Source organism: Blastococcus sp. SYSU DS0510 (genome assembly GCF_054050835.1).
This window is the reverse complement of sequence record NZ_JBJHAC010000036.1, coordinates 1-26749: the sequence shown is the minus strand read 5'-3', so window position 1 is coordinate 26749 and position 26749 is coordinate 1. Positions and strand designations below refer to the sequence as shown.

The following is a 26749-nucleotide window of genomic DNA, read 5'->3' as shown; positions in this document are numbered from 1 at the left end:
TGGTGCGGGCATTACCGTGGGACACGAGAACCTCCGGGCGGATGTGGGCCTTAGGAAGCCACACCCCACTCGGAGGTTCTCCTGCGTTCAAGTCCGGCCGCCGTCACCAACGTCCTGGCCGGGTACATCTAGACCGACCGGTGACGCCTTGCGCGCGCGGCAGAACCTCTCGCTTTCGTAACGCAGATTCACGTCGGCGTAACCCACGAGCGCGTCCAGTGCCGTGAGACTCCGTTTCACGCCGCGACACGCGGTGGCCGCCCCGCGCCCGGTGCTCCCGGCACCGGTCGCCCAGCGGTCGTCGGCCGTGGCGTCGCGCACCGGTCTCCCGGTGCGACCCACCGATCTCGTGGCGTGGCCGGTCCCGCCCGACTGACCTGAGGAGAGTGGCTCATGCCCGCAGCCGACCTCGCCTGGCTCCTGGCGGCGTTCGCGCTCGTGCTCCTGATGTTCCCGGGCCTCGCCCTGTTCTACGGGGGCATGCTCGGCAGCAAGAACATGCTCAACATGGTGATGATGGTCATGAGCACGCTGGCCGTCACGAGCGTCCTCTACGTCCTCTTCGGCTACGGGCTGGTGTCGGGCGACTCCCTCGGCGGCTGGGGGCTGATCGGCAACCCGGTCGACCACCTCGGCCTCGCCGGCTTCCACGACGACGGCGGCACCGGTGGCGCGGAAGGCGTCTACTGGACCGCCTTCTTCATCCTGTTCGCCGCGATCACCATCGCGATCGTGGCCAGCGGCGCGGCCGGACGGATGAAGTTCGGCTCGTGGCTGGTCTTCTCCGCCGTCTGGCTGACCCTCGTCTACTTCCCGCTCGCGCACTGGGTGTTCGCCTTCAGCGACGAGGAGAGCGGCGTCGTCGGTGGCTGGATGCGCAACGAGCTGCAGCTGCACGACTTCGCCGGTGGCACCGCCGTGCACATGAACGCCGGCGTCGCCGCCCTGGCGCTGGCGATGGTCCTGGGCAAGCGGCGTTCCCCGACGCACCGGCCGCACAGCCTCCCGCTGGTCGTCCTGGGCGCCGGCATCCTCTGGTTCGGCTGGATCGGCTTCAACGGCGGGTCCGCGGCCGGGGCGAACTTCCTCGCCCAGTACGTCGTCCTGACCACGCTCCTCGCCGGGTCCACCGGCATCCTCGGTTTCTTGCTCGTCGAGAGGCTGCGCGACGGCCACGCGACGACGCTCGGCATGGCCTCCGGCGCCATCGCCGGCCTGGTCGGCATCACCCCCTCGGCGGACACGGTGAACGCTGTCGGCGCGCTGGTGGTCGGCTTCGTCGCCGGTGCGGCCGTCGCCTGGGCGGTTACCTGGAAGACCAGGCTGGGCATCGACGAGAGCCTCGACGCGTTCGCCGTGCACGGCGTCGGCGGCATCGCCGGCACCCTCTGCGTCATGCTCATCGGCGCGTCGAACTCGCCGGGTGGTGTGCAGGGCGTCCTGCTCGGCGGCAGCTTCGACATCGTCTGGCGCGAGCTGGTCGCGATCGTCGCCACCTGCACGTTCTCCTTCGTGATGACCTACGCCGTCGCCTGGGTGCTGCAGCGCACCATCGGGCTGCGCGTCGACGAGGCGACGGAGGACGCCGGGCTCGACGTCGCCGTCCACGCCGAGTCGGCGTACGACTTCGACCGGGGGGTCAGCCCGACCCGGGTGGGTGCGACCGTCTACGGCCCCGACCAGGTGCCCCCCGCGCCGGTCGCCGCCGCACCGAAGTCGCCCGTCTGACCCACCGCCGCCTCCTGGCGGCAGACACGAGACACACCGGAGGCCGGTCCCCGTCGGGGGCCGGCCTCCGGCGCGTCGCACGAGGTCCGGCGCAACACGAACCTGGCGCGACCGTAACGCCGCGGAAACCGGCGAAGGGTTCACTCCTACGTGACAGAGGTTCATGTCAGTGGACAGTCGCAGGAGGATCCCGTGTCGCTCACCGCCACCCGCCCCGAGGCCCCGCCGGCGGCCGTCGCGGCCGCACCCGAGGTGCTCGACCTCGCCACGCGGGCCCGCGCCGACGGCACGCAGTTCATCCTGGCGCTCTTCGTCGACCTCACCGGCAAGCCGTGCGCCAAGCTGGTCCCGGTCGAGGCGGTCGAGGAGCTGCAGACCGAGGGCGTCGGTTTCGCCGGGTACGCCGTCGGCGCCATGGGCCAGGAACCGAAGGACCCGGACCTCATCGCGATCCCCGACCCGGCCTCGTACATGCCGGTGCCGTTCATCCGGCCGGGGTTGGCGATCGTGCACTGCGACCCGCACGTCGAGGGCCGGCCCTGGCCGTACGCGCCGCGCGTGATCCTCAAGGAGCAGCTGGCCCGCGCCGCGGAGCTCGGCCTGGACCTCAAGGTCGGCGCCGAGGTCGAGTACTTCCTCGTCGAGCGGGGCCCCGACGGCGCCCTGCGCCCGGCCGACCCGAAGGACACCTCCGAGCGCCCCTGCTATGACGCCCGCGGCCTCACCCGCATGTATGACCACCTGACCGAGGTCTCCCGGGCCATCAACGCGCTGGGCTGGGGCAACTACGCCAACGACCACGAGGACGGCAACGGGCAGTTCGAGCAGAACTTCGCCTACGCCGACGCGCTGACCACCGCCGACCGGGTGGTCACCCTCCGGTACCTGCTCTCCGTCCTCGCCGAGCAGCGGGGCATGACGGCCACCTTCATGGGCAAGCCCTTCACCGACCGGACCGGCAGCGGCCTGCACATGCACCTCTCGCTGTGGCGCGACGGGGCGCCGGTGTTCCCGGACGCCGCGGACCCGCGGGGCCTCGGGCTCTCGGCGCTGGCCTACTCCTTCGTCGCCGGGCTGATCGAGCACGCCTGCGGTCTGCAGGCGGTGCTCGCGCCGACGGTGAACGCCTACAAGCGGACCGGCGCCACCGGCACGCGCTCGGGCGCCACCTGGTCGCCGCGCACGGCCTCCTACGGCGGCAACGACCGGACCCACCTGCTGCGCGTGCCGGACGGCAACCGGGTGGAGCTGCGGGGAGGGGACGGCTCGGCCAACCCCTACCTCGCCGCGGCGGCCGCGCTGGCCGCCGGGCTGGACGGGGTGCGCCGGGGGCTGGACCCGGGGGACCCGGGGGCGGCGACCAGCAGCCCGCTCCCTCCCACGCTCCTGCACGCGGTCGAGGCGATGGAGTCCGATCCAGTGGTCGCGGGTGCGCTCGACGTCGCCGGACCGGGCGTCGCGGCCTACTTCGCCGGCCTCAAGCGCGAGGAGTTCTTCGAGTGGCACGGGCAGGTGACCTCCTGGGAGGTCGACCGGTACGTGACCGCCTTCTGACCAGCCGGATCGTCGAGAGGAAACAGCACCCATGTGCGGGATCGCCGGGCTCCACCTGCGGGAGCCCTCCCTGTACCCCCGGCTCGGTGAGCTGCTGACCGGGATGCTCTGCCAGATCACCGAGCGGGGGCCGGACTCCGCCGGGGTGGCCGTCTACGGCGACCCGCGCTGGTCGCCGGCGGGGGAGTCGACGGTGTCGCTCCTCCCGGGCGGTGCGGGCGCCGAGGAGATCGGGACGGCGCTGCGCGAGCGGCTGCCCGAGGCGGTGGTGGTCGACGCCGGGCAGACGCTGGTGGTCCACGCCGCGACCGACCCGGCCACGCTCGTCGAGGCCGTCCGGGCCGCGGCCGGGCGGGTGGGGAAGGGCGAGGCCGTCGTCATCGGCCAGGGCGAGGATCTCGCCGTCCTCAAGGGCGTCGGCCACCCGCAGGTCCTCGCCGCCGAGTTCGGCCTCGCGTCGGCGCAGGGCTGGCAGGGCGTGGCGCACACCCGGATGGCGACCGAGTCGGCGGTCACGCCGCAGGGCTCGCACCCGTTCTCCGTCGGCCCGGACCAGTGCCTGGTGCACAACGGCTCCTTCGCCAACCACGCCACGATCCGCCGCGAGCTCCGGGCCGCCGGCATGACGTTCGACAGCGAGAACGACTCCGAGGTCGGCGCCCGGTTCGTCGCCGCCCAGCTGGCCGCCGGCTACGACCTCGAGAAGTCGCTGAAGCTGCTCTGCGAGCGCTTCGACGGCTTCTACACCCTGCTGGTCGCCAACCGGGACAGCTTCGCGGTCGTCCGCGACGCCATCGCCTGCAAGCCCGCCGTCGTCGCCGAGACGCCGGAGTGGGTCGCCATGGCGTCGGAGTACCGCGCCCTCGCCGGGCTGCCCGGCATCGACAACGCCCGCATCTTCGAGCCCGAGCCGGAAGAGGTCTACGCATGGCAGCGCTGAGCACGTCCCTGGAGTTCGCGGAGGGGCGGGTGGAGCTGCCCGAGCCCACCCTCGTGGACCTGTCCGCGTCCGACGTCCGCGCGCTCAACAGCGCGCTGCACGCGGTGGACGTCGCCGAGAAGTCGCCCACCTGGCGGGTCGTGAACCCCGGGGGCCGGCACAACATCGCCGTGGGCCTGGACGCCGACGTCGACGTCCTGGTCGACGGGCACGTCGGCTACTACTGCGCCGGCATGAACAAGACCGCGACGGTGACCGTCAACGGCAATGCAGGCGTCGGTGTCGCGGAGAACATGATGAGCGGGACAGTCCGCATCCGCGGCAACGCGTCGCAGTCGGCCGGGGCCACCGCGCACGGCGGGCTGCTCGTCGTCGAGGGGTCCGCGGCGGCGCGCTGCGGCATCTCGATGAAGGGCGTGGACATCGTCGTCGGTGGCGACGTCGGCCACATGAGCGCCTTCATGGGTCAGGCGGGCCGGCTGGTCGTCTGCGGCGACGCCGGTGACGCGCTCGGCGACTCGCTCTACGAAGCCCGTCTCTACGTGGCCGGCGCGGTGCGGTCGCTCGGCGCGGACTGCGTCGAGAAGGAGGTACGGGCCGAGCACCTCGCCGAGCTCGCCGGGTTGCTGACCGCCGCCGGGATCGACGCCGACCCGTCGTCCTTCCGCCGCTACGGCTCCGCCCGGCGGCTCTACAACTTCCACGTCGACAACGCCTCGGCGTACTGAGGAGGGGCACCCCGTGACCGACAACCCCGCGCTGCGCGAGTCGTCGACCTTCGACCGCGCGACCATCGCCGACATCCAGCGCGCCGCCGAGACCGGCATCTACGACATCCGCGGCGGCGGCGCCAAGCGCAAGGTCCCGCACTTCGACGACCTGCTGTTCCTCGGTGCCAGCATGTCCCGCTACCCGCTCGAGGGGTATCGGGAGCGCTGCGACACCGACGTCGTCCTCGGGAACCGCAACGCCACCTACCCGTTGCACCTGGCCACGCCGGTCACCATCGCCGGGATGAGCTTCGGAGCGCTCTCGGGCCGGGCCAAGGAGGCGCTCGGCCGCGGCGCCAGCGAGGTGGGCACCTCCACGACCACCGGCGACGGCGGGATGACCCCGGAGGAGCGAGGCCAGTCCAAGCACCTCGTCTACCAGTACCTCCCGTCCCGCTACGGCATGAACCCCGACCACCTGCGCATGGCCGACGCCATCGAGGTCGTGCTGGGGCAGGGTGCGAAGCCCGGCGGCGGCGGGATGCTGCTCGGCCAGAAGATCACCGAGCGCGTGGCCGGCATGCGGACCCTGCCGATGGGCGTCGACCAGCGCAGCGCCTGCCGGCATCCCGACTGGACCGGCCCCGACGACCTGGAGATCAAGATCCGGGAGCTGCGGGAGATCACCGACTGGGAGAAGCCGATCTACGTCAAGATCGGCGCCACCCGGACCTACTACGACGTCAAGCTCGCCGCCAAGGCCGGTGCCGACGTCATCGTGCTCGACGGGATGCAGGGCGGCACGGCCGCGACGCAGGACGTCTTCATCGAGCACGTCGGCATCCCCACGCTCGCGGCGCTGCCGCAGGCCGTCCAGGCGCTGCGGGAGGAGGGCCTGCACCGGCAGGTCCAGCTCGTCGTCTCGGGCGGCATCCGGAACGGGGCCGACGTGGCCAAGTGCATGGCGCTGGGTGCCGACGCCGTGGCGATCGGCACCGCCGCGCTCATCGCGCTCGGTGACAACGCGCCGCATCTGGATGCGGAGTACCGGCAGCTCGGGTCGGCCGCGGGGTACTACGACGACTGGCAGGCCGGCCGGGACCCGGCGGGGATCACCACCCAGGACGACGAGCTCGCGCAGCGCCTCGACCCCGTGCAGGGCGGACGGCGGCTGGCGAACTTCATCCGGGTGATGACCATGGAGGCGCAGATCATCGCCCGGGCCTGCGGCAAGGCTCACCTGCACTCGCTGGAGCCCGAGGACCTGGTCGCGCTCACCATCGAGGCGGCCGCCATGGCCCGGGTGCCGCTGGCGGGGACGTCGTGGGTACCGGGTCAGGGGTTCTGACCCGCTACTCCGCGGCGGCCGAGACGCGGTGGCGCAACGGGGCGGGCCTGACCCGGGAACTGCACGCGTCCGCGGGCTGGCGGCTGAGCGCCGCCACCGTCCCGGAGCCGGCGGAGTTCTCCCTGTTCCCCGGCCGCGACCGCACGCTGGTGGTCGCGGGCGGCCGGCTCGGTCTGGCGGTCGGGGGCGGCGGGCAGCGGTGGCTCGGGCCCGGCGACCTGCTGGAGTTCCCGGGGGAGGCGCGCGTCGTGGCGACGCCGGCCGGGGGGCCGGTGCTCGCGGTCAACGTCATGGCCGATCGGGCGCACTGCGCTGCGGCGGTCTGCGTCATCCGGCTGGACGGGGCGGCACCTGCCGCGGATGCGCTCGTCCTGCTCGCCGGCGCCGCCGTGGCGCACGGCGAGCAGATGGCACCGCTGGACGCCGTCGTCGGCGTGCAGGCCGGTGCGGTGCGGTCCAGCGGGGGGCTCGCAGTCGTCGTCGAGATCGTGGAAGGACAGCCGTGAACTCCTCGCAGTACCTGGTGGTCGGCGCCGGGCTCGCCGGTGCGGCGATCACGTGGCACCTCGCCCAGCGAGGTGAGGAGGTCACGCTCGTCGAGCGGCGCACCCCCGCCGCGACCGACGGCAGCTCGCACGGGTCGGCCCGCATCTTCCGCTACGCCTACCCCGAACGCCGGTGGACCGACCTGGTCCGGCGGTCCCTGCCGGGCTGGCGGGAGCTCGAGCGGCTGCACGGCGCGCCGCTGATCACGCCGACCGGCGCGCTGGATTTCGGCGCGGCCCGCGACCCGCACCGGCTCGCCGGGGTGCTCGCGGCGGCCGGGGTGGAGCACGAGGTGCTGCCGCGGGCCGAGGCCCGCCGGCGCTGGCCGCAGATCGACGTCGACACCGACGTGCTGCACCACCCCGGAGCCGGGGTGCTCGACGCCGGGACGACGGTCGAGGCGATGGTCGCCGCTGCCCGGGCGCACGGGGCGCAGGTCCTCACCGAGTGGCCGCTGGCCCGGCTGGAGCGGCTCGGCTCCGGCTTCGTCGCGGTCTCGACGGACGGGCGGACCCTGCGCACCGGGCACGTCGTGGTGAGCGCGGGTGGCTGGCTGCCCGACCTGCTCGGCGCCCTGCAGCTGCCGGCGGGCTTCCTGGACGCCTTCCCGGCGCTCGCGGTGAAGGAGGAGAACGCTTTCCACTTCCCCTACGCCGACGAGGTGGCGCCGGCCGCCACCTGGCCGACGTTGATCCACAAGCGGGCCGACATCCAGGTGTACGCGCTGCCCGGGGGGCGGGACGCACAGTTCCGCGGGCAGAAGGTAGCCGAGTACAACGGCGGTCGCCGGCTCCGGTCGGCTGCGGAGCAGTCGGGCGTCGTCGACCCCGCCAACCGGGCGCGCGTCGTGGCCTACGTGCGCCGGTTCCTGCCCGGTCTGGTGCCCGAGCCCTACGCCGAGACCACCTGCCTGTTCACCAACACACCCACGGAGGACTTCGTGATCGACGGGATCGACGGGGTGACCGTCGTGTCACCGTGTTCGGGGCACGGGGCGAAGTTCGCCCCGTTGCTGGGGGAGGTGGGCGCCGACGTGGCGACCGGGGCGGCGTCGGCGCCGGCGGAGTTCCGGGTCAGGACCGGCGCCGGTGTCTGACACGACGGCCGGCCTGCTGTCTCAGATCGCCGGTACGGGCCGCGATCCCGTTCGGGGTGGTTGGTCGCGACCGGTCTTCTCGCGGGCTGAGCGCGATCTCGTCGAGTGGGCGGGGGACCAGCTCGCGCGCCGGGGCCTGGAGGTGGAGGTGGACCGCAACGGGATCCTCTGGGGATGGTGGAATCCCGGCGGTCAGCCGCTGGTCGACGCGGTGGTGACGGGGAGCCACCTCGACTCCGTCCCGGGAGGCGGCGCCTTCGACGGGCCGCTCGGCGTCGCCTCCGCGCTGCGCGCGGTGGACCTGCTGCGCGAACGCGGCGTCACGCCCGACCGGCCCCTGGCGATCGCGGTCTTCCCCGAGGAGGAGGGCTCCCGGTTCGGCATGGCCTGCCTGAGCTCTCAGTTGCTCACCGGTGCCCTGAGCCCCGACCGTGCACTCGGCCTGCGCGACGCCGACGGCAACACGTTCGCCGACGTCGCCCGGCGCGCCGGCCTCGAGCCGGATCGGATGGGGCGGGACGGGACGGCGCTGGACCGCATCGGCGCCTTCGTCGAACTGCACGTCGAGCAGGGGCGCGGTCTGGTGGACCTGGGTGCGCCCGTGGCCGTCGCCTCCTCGATCATCGGCCATGGCCGGTGGCAGATCACCGTGCACGGCCAGGGCAACCATGCCGGGACGACCTTGCTCGCCGACCGCCGGGACCCGGTCGTCGCCGCCGCCCAGGTCGTGCTCGCCGTGCGCGCGGTGGCCGCGGAGCACCGGCAGTCCCGGGCCACCGTCGGCCGGTTCCAGCCGGTACCCGGAGGGACGAACGTCATCGCCTCCCGGGTCGACCTGTGGCTCGACGTGCGGCACCCCGACGACGCCGTCACGGCCGCGATCGTGCTGGAGATCGGCCGCCGGGCGGGCCTGGCCGCCGCCGGGGAGGGCTGCACGGTGGAGCTCCACGAGGAGTCGGTGAGCCCCGCGGTGACCTTCGACCCCGCTCTCCGCGACCGGCTGAGCGCGGTCCTACCCGGGGCGCCAGTTCTGGCCACCGGTGCGGGGCACGACGCCGGCGTCCTGGCCGACTGCGTCCCCACGGCCATGATCTTCGTCCGGAATCCGACCGGGGTGTCCCACTCCCCGGAGGAGCACGTGGAGGATGACGACGCCGAACGGGGCTCCGCTGCGCTGGCGGACGTCCTCGAGTCGCTGCTCGTGAGCGCTGCGCCGTGACCGCACGGGTGCCGCCGAGGCGCCCCGGCCGGGTTCCCGTCGCGTCAGGCGCTCTCGGAACAGGGTCGGACGGCTGCAGTCACTGTCCGGGAGCCGCTGCGCCAGGCGCTCGCTCAGGCCTCGACGGCGGTGCCGCAGACGCCGCACACCTCGAGCTCCCGGCGCTTCCACCGGGCGACCGGCACGAAGAACAGCGAGAACTGCCGGTACTGCCGGATGCGCGACCACTGCGTCGTGTTGTGGCAGTTCGGGCAGGTGCGGGTCGCGCCAGCGCCGAGGTGCTTGCGCTTGGTGCCGAACCCGAAGAGCAGGAACATCACGTCAGCCTAGGGAGCGAGCGGGTCACCCGCCTGAGGAGCTCCGCCCGTCCGCCGCGCGCTGCCGCCCGATCCGGTCCAGCGGCGACTCCCCGCGGGGCTCGGCCGGGGAGACGCCCTGCGGCCGCGCGACGTCGGGACGGCGGCCTCGGCGTCGAGCGACCCCGGCGGCGCTGTCACTCGCCGGGGTACGGCGGGGTGGAGTCGGCGACGACGGCGCCACGGGCGCCCACGGGCCGCTCCGGCCCGACGGTCGAGTCGTGCACCGTCTGCCGCTCGGCCTCCGCGTTCACCGCGGCCCCGAAGAAAATCAGCAGGACCGTCGTCCACAGCCAGAACATGCTGATCGCCACGCCCGCGAGCGAGCCGTAGGTGGACTGGTAGCTGCCCAGCCCCTGGACGTAGGAGAAGAACCCGAAGGTCACCGCCAGCCAGACGACCGTCGCCAGGACCGATCCCGGCGTCAGCCACCGCAACCGGGCGCGCGCCCGGGCGGGGCCGAAGCGGTAGAGGACGGCGAGGGCGACCGCCATGAGCGCGGCCAGCGCCACCCAGGAACCCACTCGCACGGCGAGCCGCAGCTCACCCGGCGACCCGGCGAGCCCGGCCCCCGCCATCCCCCCGACGGTGAAGAGGATGGCGAGGAGGACCGCACCCCCCAGCACGAAGACCAGGGCGAGCCCCACCCGGCGCAGGAAGCTCCGCGTCTCCGGCTCGTGGTAGGCCAGGCACAACCCGTCGATGAGGTAGGTCATCGCGGTCGTCGCCGTCCACAGCGCCACGACCAGGCCGGTGAGCCCGCGGAAGGTGAGCACCTGGGCCGAGGCCGCGGTGATCGTCGTCAGCTGGTCGGTGACGATCGACTCGAGGTCGGTGGGGAGCACGTTCGCCATCCCGGAGAGCTGCCGGCGCGCCGTCTCGGGCGTGTTCACGACGCCGTAGATCGACAGCGCCGTCACCAGCACCGGGGCGATCGACAGGACGGCGAAGAACGCGACCCCGGCGCTCTGCACCATCAGGCGGTCGCTGAGCACCTGGCGGCCGACCCGCCGGAGCACCCGCCACCACCCGGCGGCCGGGATCGTGTGCGGGGAGCGCGCGTCGTGCCCGTGCCCCCGGTCGCCCGCGCGGCCGGAAGAAGCTTCACCCCGGACGACGGCCATGGCACATCCCACCTCCGGCAGCGCGCGGCCGCAACGGTTCCGCCTCCACGGGGGCCGCCGACCGGGTTGTGGCCGGAGGCCGGAGCCACCAGGGTGGGGCACCTCCACCGGACCACCCGGCGCGACCGGTCCTCGCACCGACCGCACGGACGGAGGCACCGTGTCCCCCGACGTCATCGGACTCAGCCTGCTGGTGCTGGGGGTCCTGCTCCTGGTGGCCAAGCTCATCCGGATCCGGTCCCGGATCGCTCAGAAGCTCTTCCTCCCCAGCTCCATCATCGGCGGCTTCCTGGCCCTGCTCATCGGTCCCGAGGTGATCGGCGCGGTCGCCGAGGCGATCGGCGGCGAGGATGCCCCGCTGACCGGCGGCCTGTGGCCGGCGGAGTTCCTCGACGTCTGGGCGTCCCTTCCCGGCCTGCTCATCTCGGTGGTCTTCGCCACGCTCTTCCTCGGCGAGCGGATCCCCAAGGTCAAGGAGGCCGCCGAGCTCGCCGGGCCGCAACTGGCCCTCGGCGTCACCATGGCCTCCGGCCAGTACGTGATCGGGCTGCTGCTCGCCGTCCTGCTGCTGGTGCCCTTCCTCGGCCAGGACCCGATGGTCGGTGCGCTGATCGAGGTGGGGTTCGAGGGCGGACACGGGACGGCGGCGGGCCTGGGCACGACCTTCGCCGATCTCGGCTTCCCGGAGGGGCAGGACCTGGCCCTGGGCCTGGCCACGGTGGGCGTCGTCTCCGGCGTCGTCGTCGGCATCGCGCTGATCAACTGGGGGGTGCACACCGGCCGCGCCCAGGTGCTCGAGGACGACGCGAAGACCTCGCTGGCCGAGCAGCGCGGGCTCTACGAGAAGGAGGAGCAGAAGCCGGCCGCGATGCTCACGGTGCGCACCGCGTCGGTCGAGCCGCTGGCCATCCACTTCGCGGTCGTGGCCGTGGCGATCCTGCTCGGCCTGGCCCTGCTCGAGGGGCTGCAGGCCCTCGAGGCGGCGCTGTGGGCGGAGACCGTGGAGCTCTTCGAGTTCGTGCCGCTGTTCCCGCTGGCGATGATCGGCGGGGTCGTGGTGCAGAAGGTGGTCGACCGGTTCGACCGCACCGGCATCGTCGACCGGCAGATGATGCTGCGCATCCAGGGCATCGCGCTGGACCTGCTGATCATCAGCGCCCTGGCCACGCTGTCCATCCAGGCGATCGCGGACAACTGGGTGACGTTCCTCCTCCTCGCGGTCGCCGGCCTCGCGTGGAACGTGGGCGTCTTCGTGTTCCTGGCGCGCCGGATGATCCCCCGCTTCTGGTTCGAGCGCGGTATCGGCGACCTGGGGCAGTCCCTCGGGGTCACGGCCACCGGGCTGATCCTGATCCGGGTCGCCGACCCCAACGCCGCCACCCCGGCGATGGAGGCGTTCGGCTACAAGCAGCTGGCCTTCGAGCCGTTCTTCGGCGGCGGGCTGGTCACCGCGGCGTCACTGCCGCTGATCGCGCAGTTCGGGCCGGTGCCGCTGCTCGTCGTCATGGCGGTCCTCCTAGCCGTGTCTCTGGGGGTCGGCATCCTCTGGTTCGGTCGGCGGACCCCGGCCGAGGAGGAGGCGCGGGCCCCGGACGGCTGATCCGGCACGTCCGCGGCCGCAAGGGTCCGGGCGCGCGAGGTCTTGCCCCGCGGGCGCCGACGGCGCAGGGTCAGTTCATGACGCAGGGCGGCACCACCATGGGCACCGTCGTCCGGTGGGACGGCGAGGAGCACGGCGCGGTGATCGAGGCACCCGACCTGCCCGGTGGCTGCTGGGCCGACGCAGCCGCGGTCGAGGGGAGCAGCACCGGCCCGGGGGAGCTGCGGGCGGGTCAGGTCGTCGAGGTGGAGTGGACCCGCCCCGGCGCCCACGACCTCCCGTTCCGCGCCGTGCGGGTGGTCCCGCGGCACGACCTGCAGGCGACCGTCGGGGGCTGACCCGGGGGGTAGGGGCGGCGACGTCCCGGGCCCCGGCGCCACGCGGGGTCTACTGTGGGGGCCGTACCGGCCGCGGGCCAGCATCCCCTCGCCTGGCGAGGAAGCCCGCTGGTGCGACCGGTGCTCCCGTCATCGCCTGACGGCTGACGGTCCCACCGTGCCCCGGGGGCGTGCGGCGCGAGACGCCGATCTCCCACCGCCACGGAGCGGGCCGGATCGCGGAGCCCTCCGCGGGACGCAGTCCCGCGACCTCCGCCGTCCGGCCGGAGGGGCCGAGTGCGCGTCCTGCCCGGCAACCCCTGCCGGGCAGTGCAGAGGAGGAGTCTGTGGCTCGACCAGCACGGCGCTCGACGGGCGCCCGGCGCGGCGCCCCGCGCACCCAGCGGCGCGTCCGCGAGGGCGACGTCATCGCGGTGCTCGCTCGCGCCGTCCGCGACGTCGAGGCGGCGGTCAAGCGCGACCGCGTGACGCCCTCGGTGCGCGCGGAGTTCCAGGCCATCGCGCTGGTGCTGCGCGAGGAGCGCGCCCGCGTGCAGGCCGACCAGAGCACCGGTGAGGGCCGCCGGGGCGAGCAGCTCAAGCGGCTCGACGGCATCGCGACGATCCTGGCCACCACCGCCGTCCGCAACTCCGGCCTGCTGGCGCTGCTCTCCGACGACGCCGTCGCCTCCGAGGCCGCCCGGTCGCACCGGCGGGAGCTGCTCGCGGCCGCCGGCATCGAGGCGCCCGTGGAGGAGGCCCCGCAGCCGGTGGAGGCCGCTCCCGTGCTCGCGGCTCCCGAGCGCCAGGTCGTGCCGCAGTCGGTCATCTCGCGGCAGCTGGCCAACCCCTTCCTCGCCCCCGACTTCGACGCCGCGCGGGCGAGCGCCGTCCGACCGCGCCGGCTGGCCGGCTGGGAGCTGCTCGAGCCGCTGTTCAACTCCTTCGAGCGCGCCGGCGGCGGCGCCCCCGCGTGCATGCCCCTGCCCTTCCCGAGCTCCCAGTTCACCCCGGCGGGGCTGGAGCTCATGCCGCACCAGGGGCAGCTGGTCGCAGCCGCGGCGGGCGGTCACCGCACCTTCCTGCTCGCCGACGAGCCGGGCCTGGGCAAGACGGCCCAGTCGCTGCTCGCGGCCGAGGCGGCGCAGGCGTTCCCGCTGCTGGTCGTCGTCCCCAACGTCGTGAAGACCAACTGGGCGCGCGAGGCCGCCCGCTGGGTGCCGCAGCGCCGCGCCACCGTGATCCAGGGCAACGGCGAGAACGTCGACGGCTTCGCCGACATCGTGATCGTCAACTACGAGGTGCTGGACCGGCACGTGGGCTGGCTCGGCGACTTCGGGTTCGGCGGGATGGTCGTCGACGAGGCGCACTTCATCAAGAACAAGAGCTCGCAGCGCTCGCAGCACGTGCTCGAGCTCTCCCAGCGCCTCCGGCTGCGCAGCGCCCGGCCGCTGCTCATGGCGCTCACCGGCACGCCGCTGATCAACGACATCGACGACTTCCGGGCCATCTGGCAGTTCCTCGGCTGGATCGACGAAGAGAAGCCCCTCGGCGAGCTCATGGAGTGCCTGGAGGGCACCGGCCTGACGCCGGCCGACCCGGGCTTCTACCCGGCGGCCCGCCAGTGCGTCATCGACCGGGGCATCGTCCGCCGGCGCAAGGTGGACGTCGCCGCCGACATCCCCGCCCGCCGCATCGCCGACCTCCCCGTCGAGCTCGACGACAAGGCCGGTCGCTCGATCCGCGCGGCCGAGCGGGAGCTCGCCCGCCGTCTCGTCAAGCGCTACGACAGCGCCCTGGCGGCGCGGGAGTCGGCCACCGAGGTCGTCGGCATCGACCACGCGCTGGTGCGCAAGGTCGCCGGCTGGGAGCTCAAGGACTCGACCTCGACGACCGGTGGTGACAACGTCTTCACGATGATGCGCCGGATCGGGCAGGCCAAGGCCGGGCTCGCCGCCGACTACGCGGCCCAGCTGGCCCGCAGCGCCGGCAAGGTCGTGTTCTTCGCCAAGCACATCGACGTCATGGACGTGGCCGAGGAGACCTTCGACGGCATGGGACTGCGCTACTCCTCGATCCGCGGGGACCAGACGCCCTCGGTGCGGCAGCGGAACATCGACGCCTTCGTCAACGACCCGGACGTCGCCGTCGCGGTCTGCTCGCTGACCTCCGCCGGGGTCGGGATCAACCTGCAGGTCGCCTCCAACCTGGTGCTCGCCGAGCTGTCGTGGACCGACGCCGAGCAGACGCAGGCGATCGACCGCAGCCACCGCATCGGCCAGACCGAGCCGGTCACCGCCTGGCGGATCATCGCCGCGCAGACCCTCGACGCCCGGATCGCCGAGCTCATCGACAGCAAGGCCGGCCTCGCCGCCCGGGCGCTGGACGGCTCGGACGAGGAGATGCAGGGCTCGGCCGACGTCCAGCTCGAGGCGCTCGTCGCGCTGCTCACCGCCGCACTGGAGGACCGATGACCGCCGAACCGCTCCTGACCGAGGCGACGCGCGTCGCCGAGCTCCTGCTCGAGGTGCAGACCCGCGTCAACCGGCGGATCGATGGCGAGCTCGCGGAGCTGCTGCCCGTCGTGCAGCGGCAGCTCGGCGTCGCGCCCGGCGGCGCCGCCGACCTGTCCGACCTGGTCAACACCCGGATCACCGGCTCCAGCGTCGTCGTCACCCCGGCCGCGGTCGCCGCCGTCGTGCCGGTGCCGGCGGACTCCGCCGTGACCACGCGCGCCGCGCGGCGTGCGGTGACCGGGATCCTCACCGGCGCCGACGAGCGCCTCGCGGTCATCGCCGGGCCCTGCTCGATCCACGACCCGGAGGCCGCGCTCGACTACGCCGCCTTCGTCGCCCGGATGCGCGAGCGGCACGGCGCGGACCTCGAGATCCTCATGCGCACGTACACCGAGAAGCCGCGCACCGAGGTCGACTGGAAGGGCTTCGCCTACGACCCGTTCCTCGACGCGTCGAGCCGGATCAGCGTGGGGCTGGTCGCCACGCGGATGCTGATGTGCCGCATCACCGCGGCAGGGGTGCCGGTCGCCGCGGAGCCGCTGAACGCGCTGACCCCGCAGTACGTCAACGGGCTGGTCACCTACAACGGGGTCGGCGCGCGGAACGTCACCGACCAGACCGCCCGGGAGCGGGTCTCGGGGTTCTCCTCGGTCGTCGGCTTCAAGAACTCGCCCGAGGGCAGCGTCGACTCCGCGATCCAGGCGGTGATGACCGCGCGGGCGCCGCACCAGTTCCTCGGGGTCGACGCCCACGGCGTCTCCGCGCAGCTGTCGACGACGGGCAACCACACCGGCCACGTCATCCTGCGCGGCGCCAAGGACGGCCCGAACTACTCGGCCGCCCACATCGCCGACACCCGGCGCCGGCTGGCCGCACGCGGGCTGCCGGAGGTGATCGTCGTCGACGCCTCGCACGGCAACAGCCAGAAGAACCACCTCCGGCAGATCGACGTCGTCCGCGACCTCGCCGGGCAGATCGCCGGCGGGGAGCAGGCCATCCGGGGCGTGATGGTGGAGAGCAACCTGGTCGCCGGACGGCAGGACCTCGACCAGGCGCGGCCCGGCGACCTGGAGTACGGCAAGAGCGTCACCGACGCCTGCGTCGACCTCCCGACGACCGAGGAGCTCCTCGCCGAGCTCGCCGCGGCGGCGCGCGCCCGGCGCGGCTGAGCACCCTCGCCCGTGGGGCGGTGCGGTGCGGCCAGTACGGTCGGCCGTCCGTCCGACCAGGCAGGAGGCCCGATGTCCGGGAACCCGGAGATGCTGCTCGTGGTGAACCGGGCGGCGGGGACCGCCCAGGACGACCGGGTGGAGGCCGCGGTCGCCGGGCTGCGGAAAGGTGGCGACGTCTCCGTCGCCGCCACCGCCGACGCCGCTGACCTCGACGAGGCGCTGGCCGCCCACCCCGGCTCCCGTGTCGTGGTGCTGGGCGGTGACGGCTCGGTGCACGCGGTGGTCGCCGCCCTCGACCGGGCCGGGCGGCTCTCGGCCGACGAGCCGGTCGGCATCATCGCGTGCGGCACGGGCAACGACCTGGCCCGCACCCTCGGGCTGCCGCTGGACCCGGCCGACGGCGCCGCGGCCGTGCTGGCCGGGGTGCCGCGCCGGCTGGACCTGCTGCGCGACGACGCCGGCGCCGTCGTGGTCAACGCCGTCCACGCCGGGGTGGGGGCGGAGGCAGCCGCGGAGGCGCACCGGCTCAAGCAGCGGCTGGGTGCGGTGGCCTACCCGGTGGGCGCGGCGATCGCCGGGCTGGGGGACACCGGCTGGCCGCTGCGGGTGGAGGTCGACGGATGCGTCGCCGTCCACGAGGCCGAGGGGTGGGCCGCCGACGGCGCGCAGCCCGTGCTCATGGTCGGGGTGTGCAACGGCGCGACGATCGGCGGCGGCACCGCGCTCGCCCCGGACGCGCGGCCCGACGACGGCCTGGCCGACGTGGTGGTCTGCGCGGCGACCGGACCGGTCGCCCGTGCGGCCTACGCGGCGGCGCTCACCGCGGGCCGGCACGTCGACCGGACGGACGTGCTGCTGCTGCGCGGCCGCGAGGTGCGGATCTCCGGCGGGCCGGTGCCCGTCGACGCCGACGGTGAGCTCGGCGAGCTGCGGCAGGCCGGTGGCTGGCGGCTCGCGCACCACGCCTGGTCGGTGCTGGTGCCCCGGTAGCGGCTCAGGCGCGGCGCTCCAGCCGGCGCCGGACGACGGCGGCCTGCTCCGGCGAGCCGATCAGCGCGCCGATCTCGGCCTGCTCCGCCGCCAGCCCCTCGGCGAGCGGCACCCGGCCGGCGAGGTCGACCAGCCGCTTGACCGCCCGCGTCGCGCTGCGGCTGTGCCCGGCGATCTCGGCCGCCAGCTCCAGCGCGGCGGCGAGCGGGTCGGCGGCCTCGCGGGTGGCCAGCCCCAGCCGCACCGCCTCGGTGCCCGACACCTTCCGCCCGGTCAGCGCGAGCTCCTTGGCGACGTCGCGGCCGACCAGCTCGGGCAGCAGCTGGGTGCCGCACATGTCGGGCACGATGCCCCACAGGATCTCCATCAGCGACAGCTGCGCGTCCGGCGCGACGAGCCGGATGTCGGCACCGAGCGCGATCTGCAGGCCACCGCCGAAGGCCACGCCGTGCACCGCCGCGATCACCGGCGCGGGCACCAGCGACCAGACGTGCACCACCTGCTGGGCCAGCGCGCCGGCCGCGCCCAGCGGCTCCGGGGCGGTCGCCTCGCGCTCCCGGGTGCGCTCCTGCCCGCGTTCGGCCATGTCCGCGAAGGAGCCGAAGTCCAGGCCGGCGCAGAAGGCCCGGCCGGCGCCGGTGAGCACCACCGCGCCGACGTCCTCCCGGGCGATCAGCTCCTTCCCGGTGGCCAGGATCGCGGCGAACATCGCCTGGTCCAGCGCGTTGAGCTTCTCCGGCCGGTCCAGCCGGACGGTCGCCACGCCGTCGGTCACCGTGAGCGCCACCCGGCGCGAGACGTCGTCAGCCACCCCCGCTGTCTACGGGCGGCCCGTCCCGCCTGTCAACGCCGGGTGCCGGCGCGCGGGGCTACCGTCCGTGCATGCCCGCCGCCGCCCGCACCGCTGCCCGCCTGCTGCTCGGCGCGGTCATGGTCGGTGCCGGCGTGCTGCACCTGACCACGCAGCGGGAGGAGTTCCGGGCCCAGGTTCCGGCCTGGTTCCCCGTCGACGAGGGGCTGACCGTCCTGGCCTCGGGCGTCGTCGAGATCGCGCTGGGGGCCTCGTTCATCGCGCGCCCGCGGAAGCGGCGGCTCGTCGGCGGGCTGCTGGCGGCGTTCTTCGTGGCGATCTTCCCCGGCAACGTCGCGCAGTACGTCGAGGGCACCGACGCCTTCGGCCTGGACACCGACCGCACGCGGCTGGCCCGGCTGTTCTTCCAGCCGCTGCTCGTGCTGTGGGCCCTGTACGGCGGCGGCTGGCTGCGGCGCCGCCGGCACGACTGACGCCCGCCCGTCACCGCGCGTCGAGCAGCACCCCGGACAGGAAGCGGCCCAGCTCCGCGTGCGCGTCCAGCGGCAGCACCGCCGCCACGTGCTGGTCGGGCCGGACCAGCACCATGCAGCCCCGCTCGCGGTCGACGCCGCGCAGGTCGAAGACGTCGTCGCTCTTCGGGTCGGGGGCGAACGCCTTCTCGTGGTCGACCAGCCCGAACCGGCCCTTGCGCGGCAGCAGCGCGGGAGGGAGCGACTCGACGGCCAGGTCCCGGTGCCCCTGCTGGAAGACGCCGCGGACGTCGATCACCGCGTCGGGGTCGGCGCCCGCAGGGGTGTACCGGGCCACCGGCGACCGCGCCGACCCGAGGTGCTCCAGCAGCGCGCGGGCGCGCGAGGCGGGGGAGGTCGGGTCCGCGGCATCGGCGAAGACGTACAGCCGCCAGGCACCGTCCGCCCGCGCGACGTGCCCCAGCTGCACGGGCTTGGCGTCGGCGACCCGCACCACGGGGGCGGAGTGGAACCGCATCCCGACCGCGTAGCCCTCGGCCAGCGCCTGGTGCTCGCCCTCCCCGGTGATCATCGACGGCGCGTACCGCGTGGCGACACCGGCGGTGAACCGGCCCTGCCGCACGAAGTAGCGCTGGAACTCCTCGGGGTCCACGCCCTCGTCGCTGCCGCCCTCCTCCTTCGGCGGCGCGCTGAACATGCGGGCGAACTCGCGGTCGAAGTCGATCAGCTCCTGGGCGACCGCCTGCCGCTCCTCGGAGTAGGTCCGCAGCAGCTCGGGCCGGGCGGTGCCCCGCAGCACCGCGGCCAGCTTCCACCCGAGGTTCCAGGCGTCGGCCATCGAGACGTTCATGCCCTGGCCGGCCTTGGCGCTGTGCGTGTGGCAGGCGTCGCCGGCGATGAAGACCCGCGGCAGCCGGGTGGACCCCTCCTCGGCGGGGACGTCGTCGAACCGGTCGCAGAGCCGCTGGCCGATGTCGTAGACCGACCACCAGCCGACGTCCTTCACGTCGATCGAGTACGGGTGCAGGATCCGGTTGGCGACGGCGGCCAGCTTCTCGGGCGTGACGGTGCGCCGGTCGTGCAGGTCCCGGTCGGCAACGGCGTCGAGCTCGATGTAGAGCCGGACGAGGTAGCCGCCCTCGCGCGGGATGACCAGCAGGTTGCCCTGGTTGGCCGAGTGGATGGCGGCCTTCAGCCGGATGTCGGGGAAGTCGGTGACCGCCAGGACGTCCATGACGCCCCACGACGAGTTCATCGGGTCGCCGACGAGCTCCCGGCCGATCGTCGTCCGGATGCTGCTGCGCGCGCCGTCGCAGCCGACGACGTACCGCGCGCGGATCGTGGACGTCGCACCGGTCTCCCGGCCGGCGGTCAGGTGCCGCAGGGTGACCGTCGCGCCGTCGGCGTCGACCTGCACGTCACTGGCGTGCAACCCGTAGAAGGGCTGCAGCCGGCCGGCCGAGCGCGCCATGTGCTCGCGCAGCCAGGCCAGCATCCGCGCCTGGTTCACGATCACGTGCGGGAACTCCGACAGGCCGTCCTCGACGTCCTGCACCCGGCCGGTGCGCGTGATGCGGGTGCGATCGGCCGGGTCGGGGCGCCAGAAGGCGACCTCGTTGACCCAGTAGGCCTCCGCGACCAGCCGGTCGGCGAGGCCGAAGGCCTCGAACACCTCGACGGTGCGGCAGGCGACGCCGTCGGCCTGGCCGACCTGCAGCGGCCCGTCCCGCCGGTCGACGACGACGGTGCGGATCTCGGGGAACGCGGCCAGTTGCGCGGCGAGCACGAGACCGGCCGGGCCGCAGCCGACGATGACGACGTCCGCCTCGTCGGGCAGCCCCTCCGGCCGGGTCGCGACCGACGGGTGCGGCTCCTCGACCAGCGGATCGCCGGGCCGGTAACCATCCAGGTAGAACTGCACTGCTCGACTCCCTCGTCGTGTGGCGCCGCACCGACCGTGCCCGACGTTCCGCAGAGGGGGATAGGCTTTTCTGCTGTGAGGAACAAGCCGGCGTACGCCATCGGCTCGGTGGACTCCGCCCTGCTGCTCGCCACGCTGCTCCAGCAGGAGGGTGCGCTCCGGGTGACCGACGTCGCGGCGCGCCTGGGCGTCTCGGTGTCCACGGCGCACCGGCTGCTGGGGATGCTCGTCTACCGCGACTTCGCCGAGCAGCTGCCCGACCGCCGCTACGCCCCCGGACCGGTCCTGCGCCCCGACGCGGTGCCGCAGGCGCCCGTCGCCGCCCTGCGGGAGGCCGCCCTGCCGCACCTGAGGCGGCTGGTCGACGCGGTGGGGGAGACGGCCAACGTCGTGCTGCTGGCCGGGGCCGACGTGCGGTTCGTCGCGACGGTGGAGAGCCGCCAGGTGCTGCGCGTGGGCGACCGCACCGGCCGCATGCTGCCCGCCCACCTCGCCTCCGGCGGCAAGGCCGTGCTGGCCACGATGGACGCCGCCCGGCGTGCCGCCGTCCTGGGGCCGCTGGACGCCGACGTGGCCGCGCGGCTGGACCGCGAACTGCGCACCGTGCGGCGCCGGGGCTACGCCGTCAACGACCAGGCCACCGAGGCAGGGCTGACGGCGGTCGGGGTCGCCGTCCCGGCGGCGGGTGGCTTCGAGGGGGCGGCGCTCTCCCTCGCCGCGCCCTCGGCGCGGTACTCGGCGGACCTGCTGCCCGGTTGGGTCGCCCACCTCGCGGACGCCGCCGCCGCGGTCGCCCGGGACCTCGCCGGCCGCCCGGTCGCGTGAGGCGGTGATCACGTACCTGCCGGTATCCGGTGGGACCGGCGGGCAGGCACTAGGTTCGGGGGCGACCGGGTCGTCGGCACAGGGGAGTGGGACGTGGGCAGGTCGGTGCTCGTGACCGGCGGGAACCGGGGGATCGGGCTCGCCATCGCCCGCTCCTTCGCCGAGCAGGGTGACTCCGTCGCCGTCACCCACCGCGGGAGCGGCGCACCCGACGGGCTGTTCGGCGTGCGCTGCGACGTCACCAGCAGCGAGGACGTCGACCGCGCGTTCGGCGAGGTCGAGGAGCACCAGGGGCCGGTCGAGGTGCTGGTGAGCAACGCCGGCATCACCCGCGACGGCCTGCTGATGCGGATGAAGGAAGCGGACTTCACCGACGTCGTCGACGCCAACCTGACCGCCGCGTACCGGGTGTCCAAGCGCGCGGCCGCCAAGATGGTGCGCGCCCGTTCGGGGCGGATGGTCTTCGTCTCCTCGGTCGTCGGGCTGCTCGGCTCGGCCGGCCAGACCAACTACGCGGCGAGCAAGGCGGGGCTCGTCGGCCTGGCCCGCTCGATCGCCCGCGAGCTCGGCAGCCGCGGCATCACGGCCAACGTCGTCGCGCCCGGCTTCGTCACCACCGACATGACCGCGGAGCTGCCGGAGGCCCGGCAGAAGGAGATCCTCGGGCAGGTGCCGCTGGGCCGGTACGCCGACGCCGACGAGATCGCCGGCGTCGTGCGGTTCCTGGCCTCGGACGCGGCGGCCTACATCACCGGGGCGGTCGTCCCGGTCGACGGCGGACTGGGAATGGGGCACTGATGAGCGGCATCCTCGAGGGCAAGAAGATCCTGATCACCGGGGTCCTCACCGAGGCGTCGATCGCCTTCGCCACCGCCCGGATCGCGCAGGAGCAGGGCGCCACCGTCGTGCTCTCCAACTTCGGGCGGGCGCTCTCGCTGTGCCAGCGGATCGCCAAGCGGCTGCCGCAGGAGGCCGCCGTCGTCGAGCTCGACGTCACGGACGACGAGCACCTGTCGACGCTGGCCGACCGGCTGCGCGAGCAGGGCTTCGACACCCTGGACGGTGTCGTGCACTCCATCGGCTTCGCGCCGCAGGAGGCGATGGGGGAGGGCTTCCCGGAGGTCGCCTGGGAGCACGCCGCCACCGCGTTCCAGGTCTCGTCCTGGTCCTACGCCTCGCTCACCCAGGCCTGCCGGCCGCTGCTGGCCAACCCGTCGTCGGTCGTCGGGCTGACCTTCGACGCCTCCGTCGCCTGGCCGGTGTACGGCTGGATGGGCGCGGCCAAGGCGGCGCTGGAGTCGGTCAGCCGCTACGTGGCCCGCGAGCTCGGCCCCGAGGGCGTGCGGTCCAACATCGTCGCCGCCGGGCCGCTGCGCAGCATGGCCATGAAGTCGATCCCGGGCAGCAAGCAGTTCGAGGAGGCCTGGGAGGGGCGCGCGCCGCTGGGCTGGTCGGTCACCGACACGGAGCCCGCGGGCAAGGCGGTCGTCGCCCTGCTCTCCGACTGGTTCCCTGCCACCACGGGCGAGATCGTCCACGTCGACGGGGGCTTCCACGCCGTCGGCGTGTGAGTGCATCCGCCGACGCCCCGCAAGAGGAAAGAACCCACGTGCCCCGCGCCATCGTCGACATCACCCCTGCCGGTCAGCGTCCCGACGAGGACCCCTCGCTGGCCGTCCGCAACAACGGCGGCGTCCCGCCGTCGGCCGAGCCCGCCCCGCCCGGGCGGCGGGAGGCGCTGCTCCTGCTCTCCTTCGGCGGCCCCGAGGGCCACGACGACGTCATGCCGTTCCTGGAGAACGTCACCCGCGGGCGCGGCATCCCGCGCGAGCGGTTGGCGGAGGTCGCCGAGCACTACCACCACTTCGGCGGCGTCAGCCCGATCAACGACCAGAACAAGGCCCTGCTCGCGGCGCTGGAGGCCGAGCTCCGGGCGGCCGGGATCGACCTGCCGCTCTACTGGGGCAATCGCAACTGGGCGCCGTACGTCGAGGACGTCTGGCAGCAGATGACCGACGACGGCATCCAGCACGCCTACGTGCTCGCCACCTCGGCCTACGCCTCGTTCTCCGGGTGCCGGCAGTACCACGAGGACATCGCCCGCGCCCGGGCCGCGCTCACCGGGGACGCCGCGGCACCGGGTGGGCCGACCGCGGAGAAGCTGCCGCACTACTTCGACGCCGACGGCTTCGTGCGCGCCAACGCCGACGCCCTCACCGCGGCGCTGGCGGAGCTGCCCGAGGAGGTGCGCGACTCCGCGCGCCTGGTGGCGACCGCGCACAGCATCCCCGACTCGATGGCCGCCGTCGCCGGGCCGGAGGGGCACGCCTACGAGGCCGAGCTGCAGGCCGCCGCCCAGAAGGTCGTGGACCTCGCCGCTCCCGGCCGCTCGTTCGACCTGGTGTGGCAGAGCCGCAGCGGCCCGCCGTCGGTGCCGTGGCTGGGGCCCGACGTCAACGACCACCTGACGGCTCTGGCGCAGGCCGGGGAGAAGGCCGTCGTCCTCTTCCCGGTCGGCTTCGTCAGCGACCACCTCGAGGTGATCTGGGACCTCGACAACGAGGCCAAGGAGACCGCCGAGGAGCTCGGCCTCGCCTTCGCCCGGGCCGCCACCGCCGGCACCCACCCGGCGTTCGTGACGGCGCTGCGGGAGCTGCTCGAGGAGCGCCGGGCAGGCGGGGAGCCCCGCCTGGGCACCAACTGCCCGGCCTTCTGTTGCTATGTCCCACGTCGGCCTACCGGCCTCCACCGCGGCCAGGAGCCGTCCCCGGCCTGATCGGAGCCGCTGCTTCGTGCCTGCGCGGGACCCTCCGGGCCCGACTCGACGCGAGTCGCCTGGCGGCGACGGATCCCGCCGCCGTCACCTCGGGATGTCGTTGTAGGCACAGACCACGGCCTCGCGAACGGCGTCGGCCAGCGGGCGCAGGGCGGAGTCCCGGGCGGAAATCTGCGCCTGGTTGACCGCCGCACCCGGCGCGTCGGTGGTGGCCAGATCGAGCACCGCGGCCAGCCGCTGCGCCCGCCCGAGCACCGACAGCGCCAGCGGGTCGTGGTCGAACGGCAGGCCGGGGGCCGGCTTCGGCCGCGCCAGGTCGGCCAGCAGCGCGGGGACCTCGGGGTGCCACCGCGCGAGGTCCGGCCCGGCCAGCGTCCGGGCGGCGTCGCCGACGGCGAGGTCCAGCGCGCCGGACACCGACCGGAGCGTGCCCTCGACCGGCGGCGGGGTCAGGGCGCCGGTCAGCGGGAACGCCGTCCAGGTGACCACCTCGGGGCCCGACCGCGGTACCAGGGCCACCCGCTCGCCGACCGCGGCCTGGCCGGCCTCCAGGGCCGTCGGTGCGAGACCGGGTACGGCCGGCAGCCCCCGGACGTCGCCCGGCACCGGCAGCACCAGCCGCAGCCGCCGCTCGCCCAGCCCGCGCAGCGCCGTGAGGGCCGCGCCGAGCGGGACGGCCGCGGGCTCGCCCGGCAGGCCGGTGACGAGATGGGCGTGCTCGCCGGTCAGCGCCTCCAGCGTCTCGTCGTAGGAGCTGCGCCCGGAGAGCCAGGCGGTGGCCCAGACCGCGAGCCGGCCGGCGGGGAAGTCGTGCACCGGTCGAGGCTACGACGCGGCGGCCGCTCCGCAGGCGGGCGTCCCGGGCGCCCGGCTCTGCCAGACTCGGGCCATGGCGTGGTTGCTGTGGTTGATCGGAGCCGGGGCGCTGGCGGTCGGGGAGATGTTCACCCTCGACCTGGTGCTGCTCATGCTGGCCGGTGGGGCCGTCGGGGGGATGGCGGTCGCGCTGCTCGGTGGGGCGCTGTGGTTGCAGCTGGCGACCTTCATCATCATCTCGGGCGTCCTGCTGGTGGCGGTGCGGCCGATCGCGAAGAAGCAGCTCACCGACCGCACGCCGCTGCAGCTCGACGGCGTCGACACGCTGATCGGCCGGACGGCGGTCGTGAGCGCGGACGTCGACGCCTCGGGCGGCCGGATCCGGCTGGGCGCCGACGAGTGGAGTGCCCGCAGCCAGCACAGCGCGGAGTCCTTCACCGTCGGCGAGACCGTGCGCATCCTGCAGGTCGACGGCGCGACGGCCGTCGTCGGGGACGCGCTGGAGTGAACGCCGTCCCCAGGGTGCTGACCCGGCTGGACCCGGCAGGGCAGGATCGACGGTGACCCCCGACGAAGGGAGCCAGCCGTGGACGCGGCGCTCATCGCACTGATCGTCGTCGCCGTGCTCGTGATCATCGTGATCGCGAAGAGCGTGACGATCGTCCCCCAGGCCCAGGCCAAGGTCGTCGAGCGACTGGGTCGGTACAGCCGCACCCTCTCGCCCGGCCTCTCGGTCCTGGTGCCGTTCGTCGACCGCGTGCGCGCGACGATCGACCTGCGCGAGCAGGTCATCTCCTTCCCGCCCCAGCCGGTGATCACGGCCGACAACCTGCAGGTCGGCATCGACACCGTCGTCTACTTCCAGGTGACCGACCCCCGGCTGGCCGTGTACGGCATCGCGAACTACATCACCGGCATGGAGCAGCTGACGACGACGACGCTGCGGAACGTGGTCGGTGGCCTGAACCTCGAGGGCGCGCTCACCGGGCGCGACGGGATCAACAGCCAGTTGCGCTCGGTGCTCGACGGCACGACCGGGCCCTGGGGTCTGCGGGTGGCGCGCGTGGAGATCAAGGCCATCGACCCGCCGCCCTCCATCCAGGACTCGATGGAGAAGCAGATGCGCGCCGACCGCGACAAGCGCGCCATCATCCTGACCGCCGAGGGTGCGCGGCAGTCGGCCATCACCACGGCCGAGGGCGAGAAGGCCGCGGCGATCCTCTCCGCCGAGGGCAAGAAGCAGGCCGCGATCCTCGAGGCGGAGGCCGAGCGGCAGAGCCGCATCCTGCGCGCCGAGGGTGAGCGCGCGGCGCTGTACCTGCAGGCGCAGGGCCAGGCGAAGTCCATCGAGACGGTCTTCCAGGCCATCCACGACGGCAAGCCCGACCAGGGTCTGCTGGCCTACCAGTACCTGCAGACGCTGCCGCAGATCGCGCAGGGCGACGCCAACAAGATGTGGATCGTCCCGAGCGAGTTCAGCAAGGCGCTGGACGGGCTGGCGAACCTCGGCGGCGCCGGGGAGGGGAAGTCCTGGATGGACGTGCCCCCCGCCCGCGACGGTGACGGCGGCAGCGGCCCGAAGGACGGCGGGCTGGACACCAGCACCTGGTTCGAGTCGCAGCTGCCGCGGGCGGCCGACCAGCCCGAGGCGAAGATCGAGCTCTCGAGCATCACCGACACCGCACCCGCGGTGCCGACGCCGCCGCCCCTGTCGCAGGTCGCCCAGGACGTGCGGGACAGCGGTCCGGCCGCCGATCCGCGCAACCGGGCCGGCAGCGACGACCCGGATGCGCCGGACGGCCCGCCGCAACTGCCCGCGCAGTAGCGACCGCCGGACCCCCCGCGGCCCCCACACCGCGGGCTGGGGGGCCGCCGCGCGCCCCCGCCCCGCCGCGGGGGGGCGCCCGCGCG

Annotated in this window: 25 protein-coding genes; 20 read left to right on the top strand and 5 right to left on the bottom strand. The window is 74.2% G+C overall.

Translation table 11 applies throughout. The annotated features are described in order from the left end of the window. Positions 1–393: 393 nt before the first annotated feature. The 8 genes from ACI79P_RS20750 (at position 394) to ACI79P_RS20715 (ending at position 9141) form a co-directional block, all read left to right on the top strand. On the top strand, positions 394–1728 hold the full coding sequence (locus ACI79P_RS20750) for an ammonium transporter (protein WP_456582958.1): 1335 nt from the start codon (positions 394–396) through the stop codon (positions 1726–1728). A gap of 192 nt (positions 1729–1920) precedes the next feature. After that, the gene (glnT, locus tag ACI79P_RS20745; RefSeq protein ID WP_456582957.1) at positions 1921–3282 is read left to right on the top strand and encodes a type III glutamate--ammonia ligase; all 1362 of its coding nucleotides are present in this window, start codon (positions 1921–1923) and stop codon (positions 3280–3282) included. Between the two features lie 31 nt (positions 3283–3313). Next, a complete protein-coding gene (locus ACI79P_RS20740; RefSeq protein WP_456582956.1) occupies positions 3314–4222 on the top strand; it encodes a hypothetical protein in 909 nt (302 codons plus the stop codon). After that, complete coding sequence (locus ACI79P_RS20735; protein ID WP_456582955.1) at positions 4210–4950, top strand: GltB/FmdC/FwdC-like GXGXG domain-containing protein; 741 nt, start codon at positions 4210–4212, stop codon at positions 4948–4950. Before ACI79P_RS20740 ends, ACI79P_RS20735 begins: the two co-directional genes overlap by 13 nt. 13 nt (positions 4951–4963) lie before the next feature. Beyond that, the gene (locus ACI79P_RS20730; protein WP_456582954.1) at positions 4964–6280 is read left to right on the top strand and encodes an FMN-binding glutamate synthase family protein; all 1317 of its coding nucleotides are present in this window, start codon (positions 4964–4966) and stop codon (positions 6278–6280) included. Continuing rightward, positions 6256–6786: a HutD/Ves family protein gene (locus ACI79P_RS20725; RefSeq protein WP_456582953.1), complete on the top strand. Its 531-nt coding sequence runs from the start codon at positions 6256–6258 to the stop codon at positions 6784–6786. The genes ACI79P_RS20730 and ACI79P_RS20725 overlap by 25 nt, the downstream gene beginning before the upstream one ends. Continuing rightward, positions 6783–7922 carry an FAD-dependent oxidoreductase gene (locus ACI79P_RS20720; protein WP_456582952.1) on the top strand — a complete coding sequence of 380 codons (1140 nt, stop codon included), beginning with the start codon at positions 6783–6785 and terminating at the stop codon, positions 7920–7922. The genes ACI79P_RS20725 and ACI79P_RS20720 overlap by 4 nt, the downstream gene beginning before the upstream one ends. After that, a complete protein-coding gene (locus tag ACI79P_RS20715) occupies positions 7915–9141 on the top strand; it encodes an allantoate amidohydrolase (protein ID WP_456582951.1) in 1227 nt (408 codons plus the stop codon). Before ACI79P_RS20720 ends, ACI79P_RS20715 begins: the two co-directional genes overlap by 8 nt. 113 nt (positions 9142–9254) lie before the next feature. Here the strand turns inward: ACI79P_RS20715 and ACI79P_RS20710 are convergent, their stop codons facing one another. Continuing rightward, entirely contained in the window at positions 9255–9458 is a 204-nt protein-coding gene (locus ACI79P_RS20710) for a zinc-ribbon domain-containing protein (protein WP_456582950.1), read from the bottom strand. A gap of 176 nt (positions 9459–9634) precedes the next feature. Then, on the bottom strand, positions 9635–10621 hold the full coding sequence (locus ACI79P_RS20705) for a YihY/virulence factor BrkB family protein (RefSeq protein WP_456582949.1): 987 nt from the start codon (positions 10619–10621) through the stop codon (positions 9635–9637). Positions 10622–10781: 160 nt separating this feature from the next. On the opposite strand from ACI79P_RS20705, the gene ACI79P_RS20700 reads away from it, so the two are divergent. The 5 genes from ACI79P_RS20700 (at position 10782) to ACI79P_RS20680 (ending at position 17216) form a co-directional block, all read left to right on the top strand. Beyond that, positions 10782–12221: a sodium/glutamate symporter gene (locus ACI79P_RS20700; protein ID WP_456582948.1), complete on the top strand. Its 1440-nt coding sequence runs from the start codon at positions 10782–10784 to the stop codon at positions 12219–12221. Between the two features lie 77 nt (positions 12222–12298). Then, positions 12299–12559: a hypothetical protein gene (locus ACI79P_RS20695; RefSeq protein ID WP_456582947.1), complete on the top strand. Its 261-nt coding sequence runs from the start codon at positions 12299–12301 to the stop codon at positions 12557–12559. Positions 12560–12885: 326 nt separating this feature from the next. Next, a complete protein-coding gene (locus tag ACI79P_RS20690) occupies positions 12886–15012 on the top strand; it encodes a DEAD/DEAH box helicase (RefSeq protein ID WP_456582946.1) in 2127 nt (708 codons plus the stop codon). Continuing rightward, positions 15009–16223 (top strand): 3-deoxy-7-phosphoheptulonate synthase, encoded by a 1215-nt coding sequence (locus ACI79P_RS20685; RefSeq protein ID WP_456582945.1) that lies wholly within the window; start codon positions 15009–15011, stop codon positions 16221–16223. The genes ACI79P_RS20690 and ACI79P_RS20685 overlap by 4 nt, the downstream gene beginning before the upstream one ends. Before the next feature lie 72 nt (positions 16224–16295). Continuing rightward, positions 16296–17216, top strand: a complete 921-nt coding sequence (locus tag ACI79P_RS20680; RefSeq protein ID WP_456582944.1) for a diacylglycerol/lipid kinase family protein — start codon at positions 16296–16298, stop codon at positions 17214–17216. Between the two features lie 4 nt (positions 17217–17220). Here ACI79P_RS20680 and ACI79P_RS20675 read toward each other — a convergent pair whose 3' ends face one another. Further along, a complete protein-coding gene (locus ACI79P_RS20675; protein ID WP_456582943.1) occupies positions 17221–18027 on the bottom strand; it encodes a crotonase/enoyl-CoA hydratase family protein in 807 nt (268 codons plus the stop codon). A gap of 71 nt (positions 18028–18098) precedes the next feature. On the opposite strand from ACI79P_RS20675, the gene ACI79P_RS20670 reads away from it, so the two are divergent. Beyond that, on the top strand, positions 18099–18500 hold the full coding sequence (locus tag ACI79P_RS20670; RefSeq protein ID WP_456582942.1) for a DoxX family protein: 402 nt from the start codon (positions 18099–18101) through the stop codon (positions 18498–18500). Positions 18501–18510: 10 nt separating this feature from the next. Here ACI79P_RS20670 and ACI79P_RS20665 read toward each other — a convergent pair whose 3' ends face one another. After that, positions 18511–20421 (bottom strand): FAD-binding monooxygenase, encoded by a 1911-nt coding sequence (locus tag ACI79P_RS20665; RefSeq protein WP_456582941.1) that lies wholly within the window; start codon positions 20419–20421, stop codon positions 18511–18513. 75 nt (positions 20422–20496) lie between these two features. On the opposite strand from ACI79P_RS20665, the gene ACI79P_RS20660 reads away from it, so the two are divergent. The 4 genes from ACI79P_RS20660 (at position 20497) to ACI79P_RS20645 (ending at position 24022) form a co-directional block, all read left to right on the top strand. Continuing rightward, positions 20497–21246: an IclR family transcriptional regulator gene (locus ACI79P_RS20660; RefSeq protein WP_456582940.1), complete on the top strand. Its 750-nt coding sequence runs from the start codon at positions 20497–20499 to the stop codon at positions 21244–21246. 93 nt (positions 21247–21339) lie between these two features. Beyond that, a complete protein-coding gene (gene fabG / locus ACI79P_RS20655) occupies positions 21340–22044 on the top strand; it encodes a 3-oxoacyl-ACP reductase FabG (RefSeq protein ID WP_456582939.1) in 705 nt (234 codons plus the stop codon). Then, on the top strand, positions 22044–22817 hold the full coding sequence (gene fabI, locus ACI79P_RS20650) for an enoyl-ACP reductase FabI (protein WP_456582938.1): 774 nt from the start codon (positions 22044–22046) through the stop codon (positions 22815–22817). Before fabG ends, fabI begins: the two co-directional genes overlap by 1 nt. Positions 22818–22855: 38 nt before the next feature. Next, entirely contained in the window at positions 22856–24022 is a 1167-nt protein-coding gene (locus ACI79P_RS20645; RefSeq protein WP_456582937.1) for a ferrochelatase, read from the top strand. 84 nt (positions 24023–24106) lie between these two features. Here the strand turns inward: ACI79P_RS20645 and ACI79P_RS20640 are convergent, their stop codons facing one another. Beyond that, positions 24107–24838 carry a hypothetical protein gene (locus ACI79P_RS20640; protein ID WP_456582936.1) on the bottom strand — a complete coding sequence of 244 codons (732 nt, stop codon included), beginning with the start codon at positions 24836–24838 and terminating at the stop codon, positions 24107–24109. Positions 24839–24911: 73 nt separating this feature from the next. Here ACI79P_RS20640 and ACI79P_RS20635 point away from each other — a divergent pair, with 73 nt between their 5' ends. Then, entirely contained in the window at positions 24912–25346 is a 435-nt protein-coding gene (locus ACI79P_RS20635) for an NfeD family protein (RefSeq protein WP_456582935.1), read from the top strand. A gap of 78 nt (positions 25347–25424) precedes the next feature. Continuing rightward, positions 25425–26663 (top strand): SPFH domain-containing protein, encoded by a 1239-nt coding sequence (locus ACI79P_RS20630; RefSeq protein WP_456582934.1) that lies wholly within the window; start codon positions 25425–25427, stop codon positions 26661–26663. Positions 26664–26749: the final 86 nt, after the last annotated feature.

Excerpts from the sequence above, each read along its gene's own strand:
- ACI79P_RS20750 (WP_456582958.1), top strand. The coding sequence starts at position 394 with ATGCCCGCAGCCGACCTCGCCTGGCTCCTGGCGGCGTTCGCGCTCGTG.
- ACI79P_RS20740 (WP_456582956.1), top strand. The coding sequence starts at position 3,314 with ATGTGCGGGATCGCCGGGCTCCACCTGCGGGAGCCCTCCCTGTACCCC.
- ACI79P_RS20735 (WP_456582955.1), top strand. The coding sequence starts at position 4,210 with ATGGCAGCGCTGAGCACGTCCCTGGAGTTCGCGGAGGGGCGGGTGGAG.
- ACI79P_RS20710 (WP_456582950.1), bottom strand. The coding sequence starts at position 9,458 with ATGTTCCTGCTCTTCGGGTTCGGCACCAAGCGCAAGCACCTCGGCGCT.
- ACI79P_RS20705 (WP_456582949.1), bottom strand. The coding sequence starts at position 10,621 with ATGGCCGTCGTCCGGGGTGAAGCTTCTTCCGGCCGCGCGGGCGACCGG.
- ACI79P_RS20695 (WP_456582947.1), top strand. The coding sequence starts at position 12,299 with ATGACGCAGGGCGGCACCACCATGGGCACCGTCGTCCGGTGGGACGGC.
- ACI79P_RS20685 (WP_456582945.1), top strand. The coding sequence starts at position 15,009 with ATGACCGCCGAACCGCTCCTGACCGAGGCGACGCGCGTCGCCGAGCTC.
- ACI79P_RS20680 (WP_456582944.1), top strand. The coding sequence starts at position 16,296 with ATGTCCGGGAACCCGGAGATGCTGCTCGTGGTGAACCGGGCGGCGGGG.
- ACI79P_RS20670 (WP_456582942.1), top strand. The coding sequence starts at position 18,099 with ATGCCCGCCGCCGCCCGCACCGCTGCCCGCCTGCTGCTCGGCGCGGTC.
- fabI (WP_456582938.1), top strand. The coding sequence starts at position 22,044 with ATGAGCGGCATCCTCGAGGGCAAGAAGATCCTGATCACCGGGGTCCTC.
- ACI79P_RS20635 (WP_456582935.1), top strand. The coding sequence starts at position 24,912 with ATGGCGTGGTTGCTGTGGTTGATCGGAGCCGGGGCGCTGGCGGTCGGG.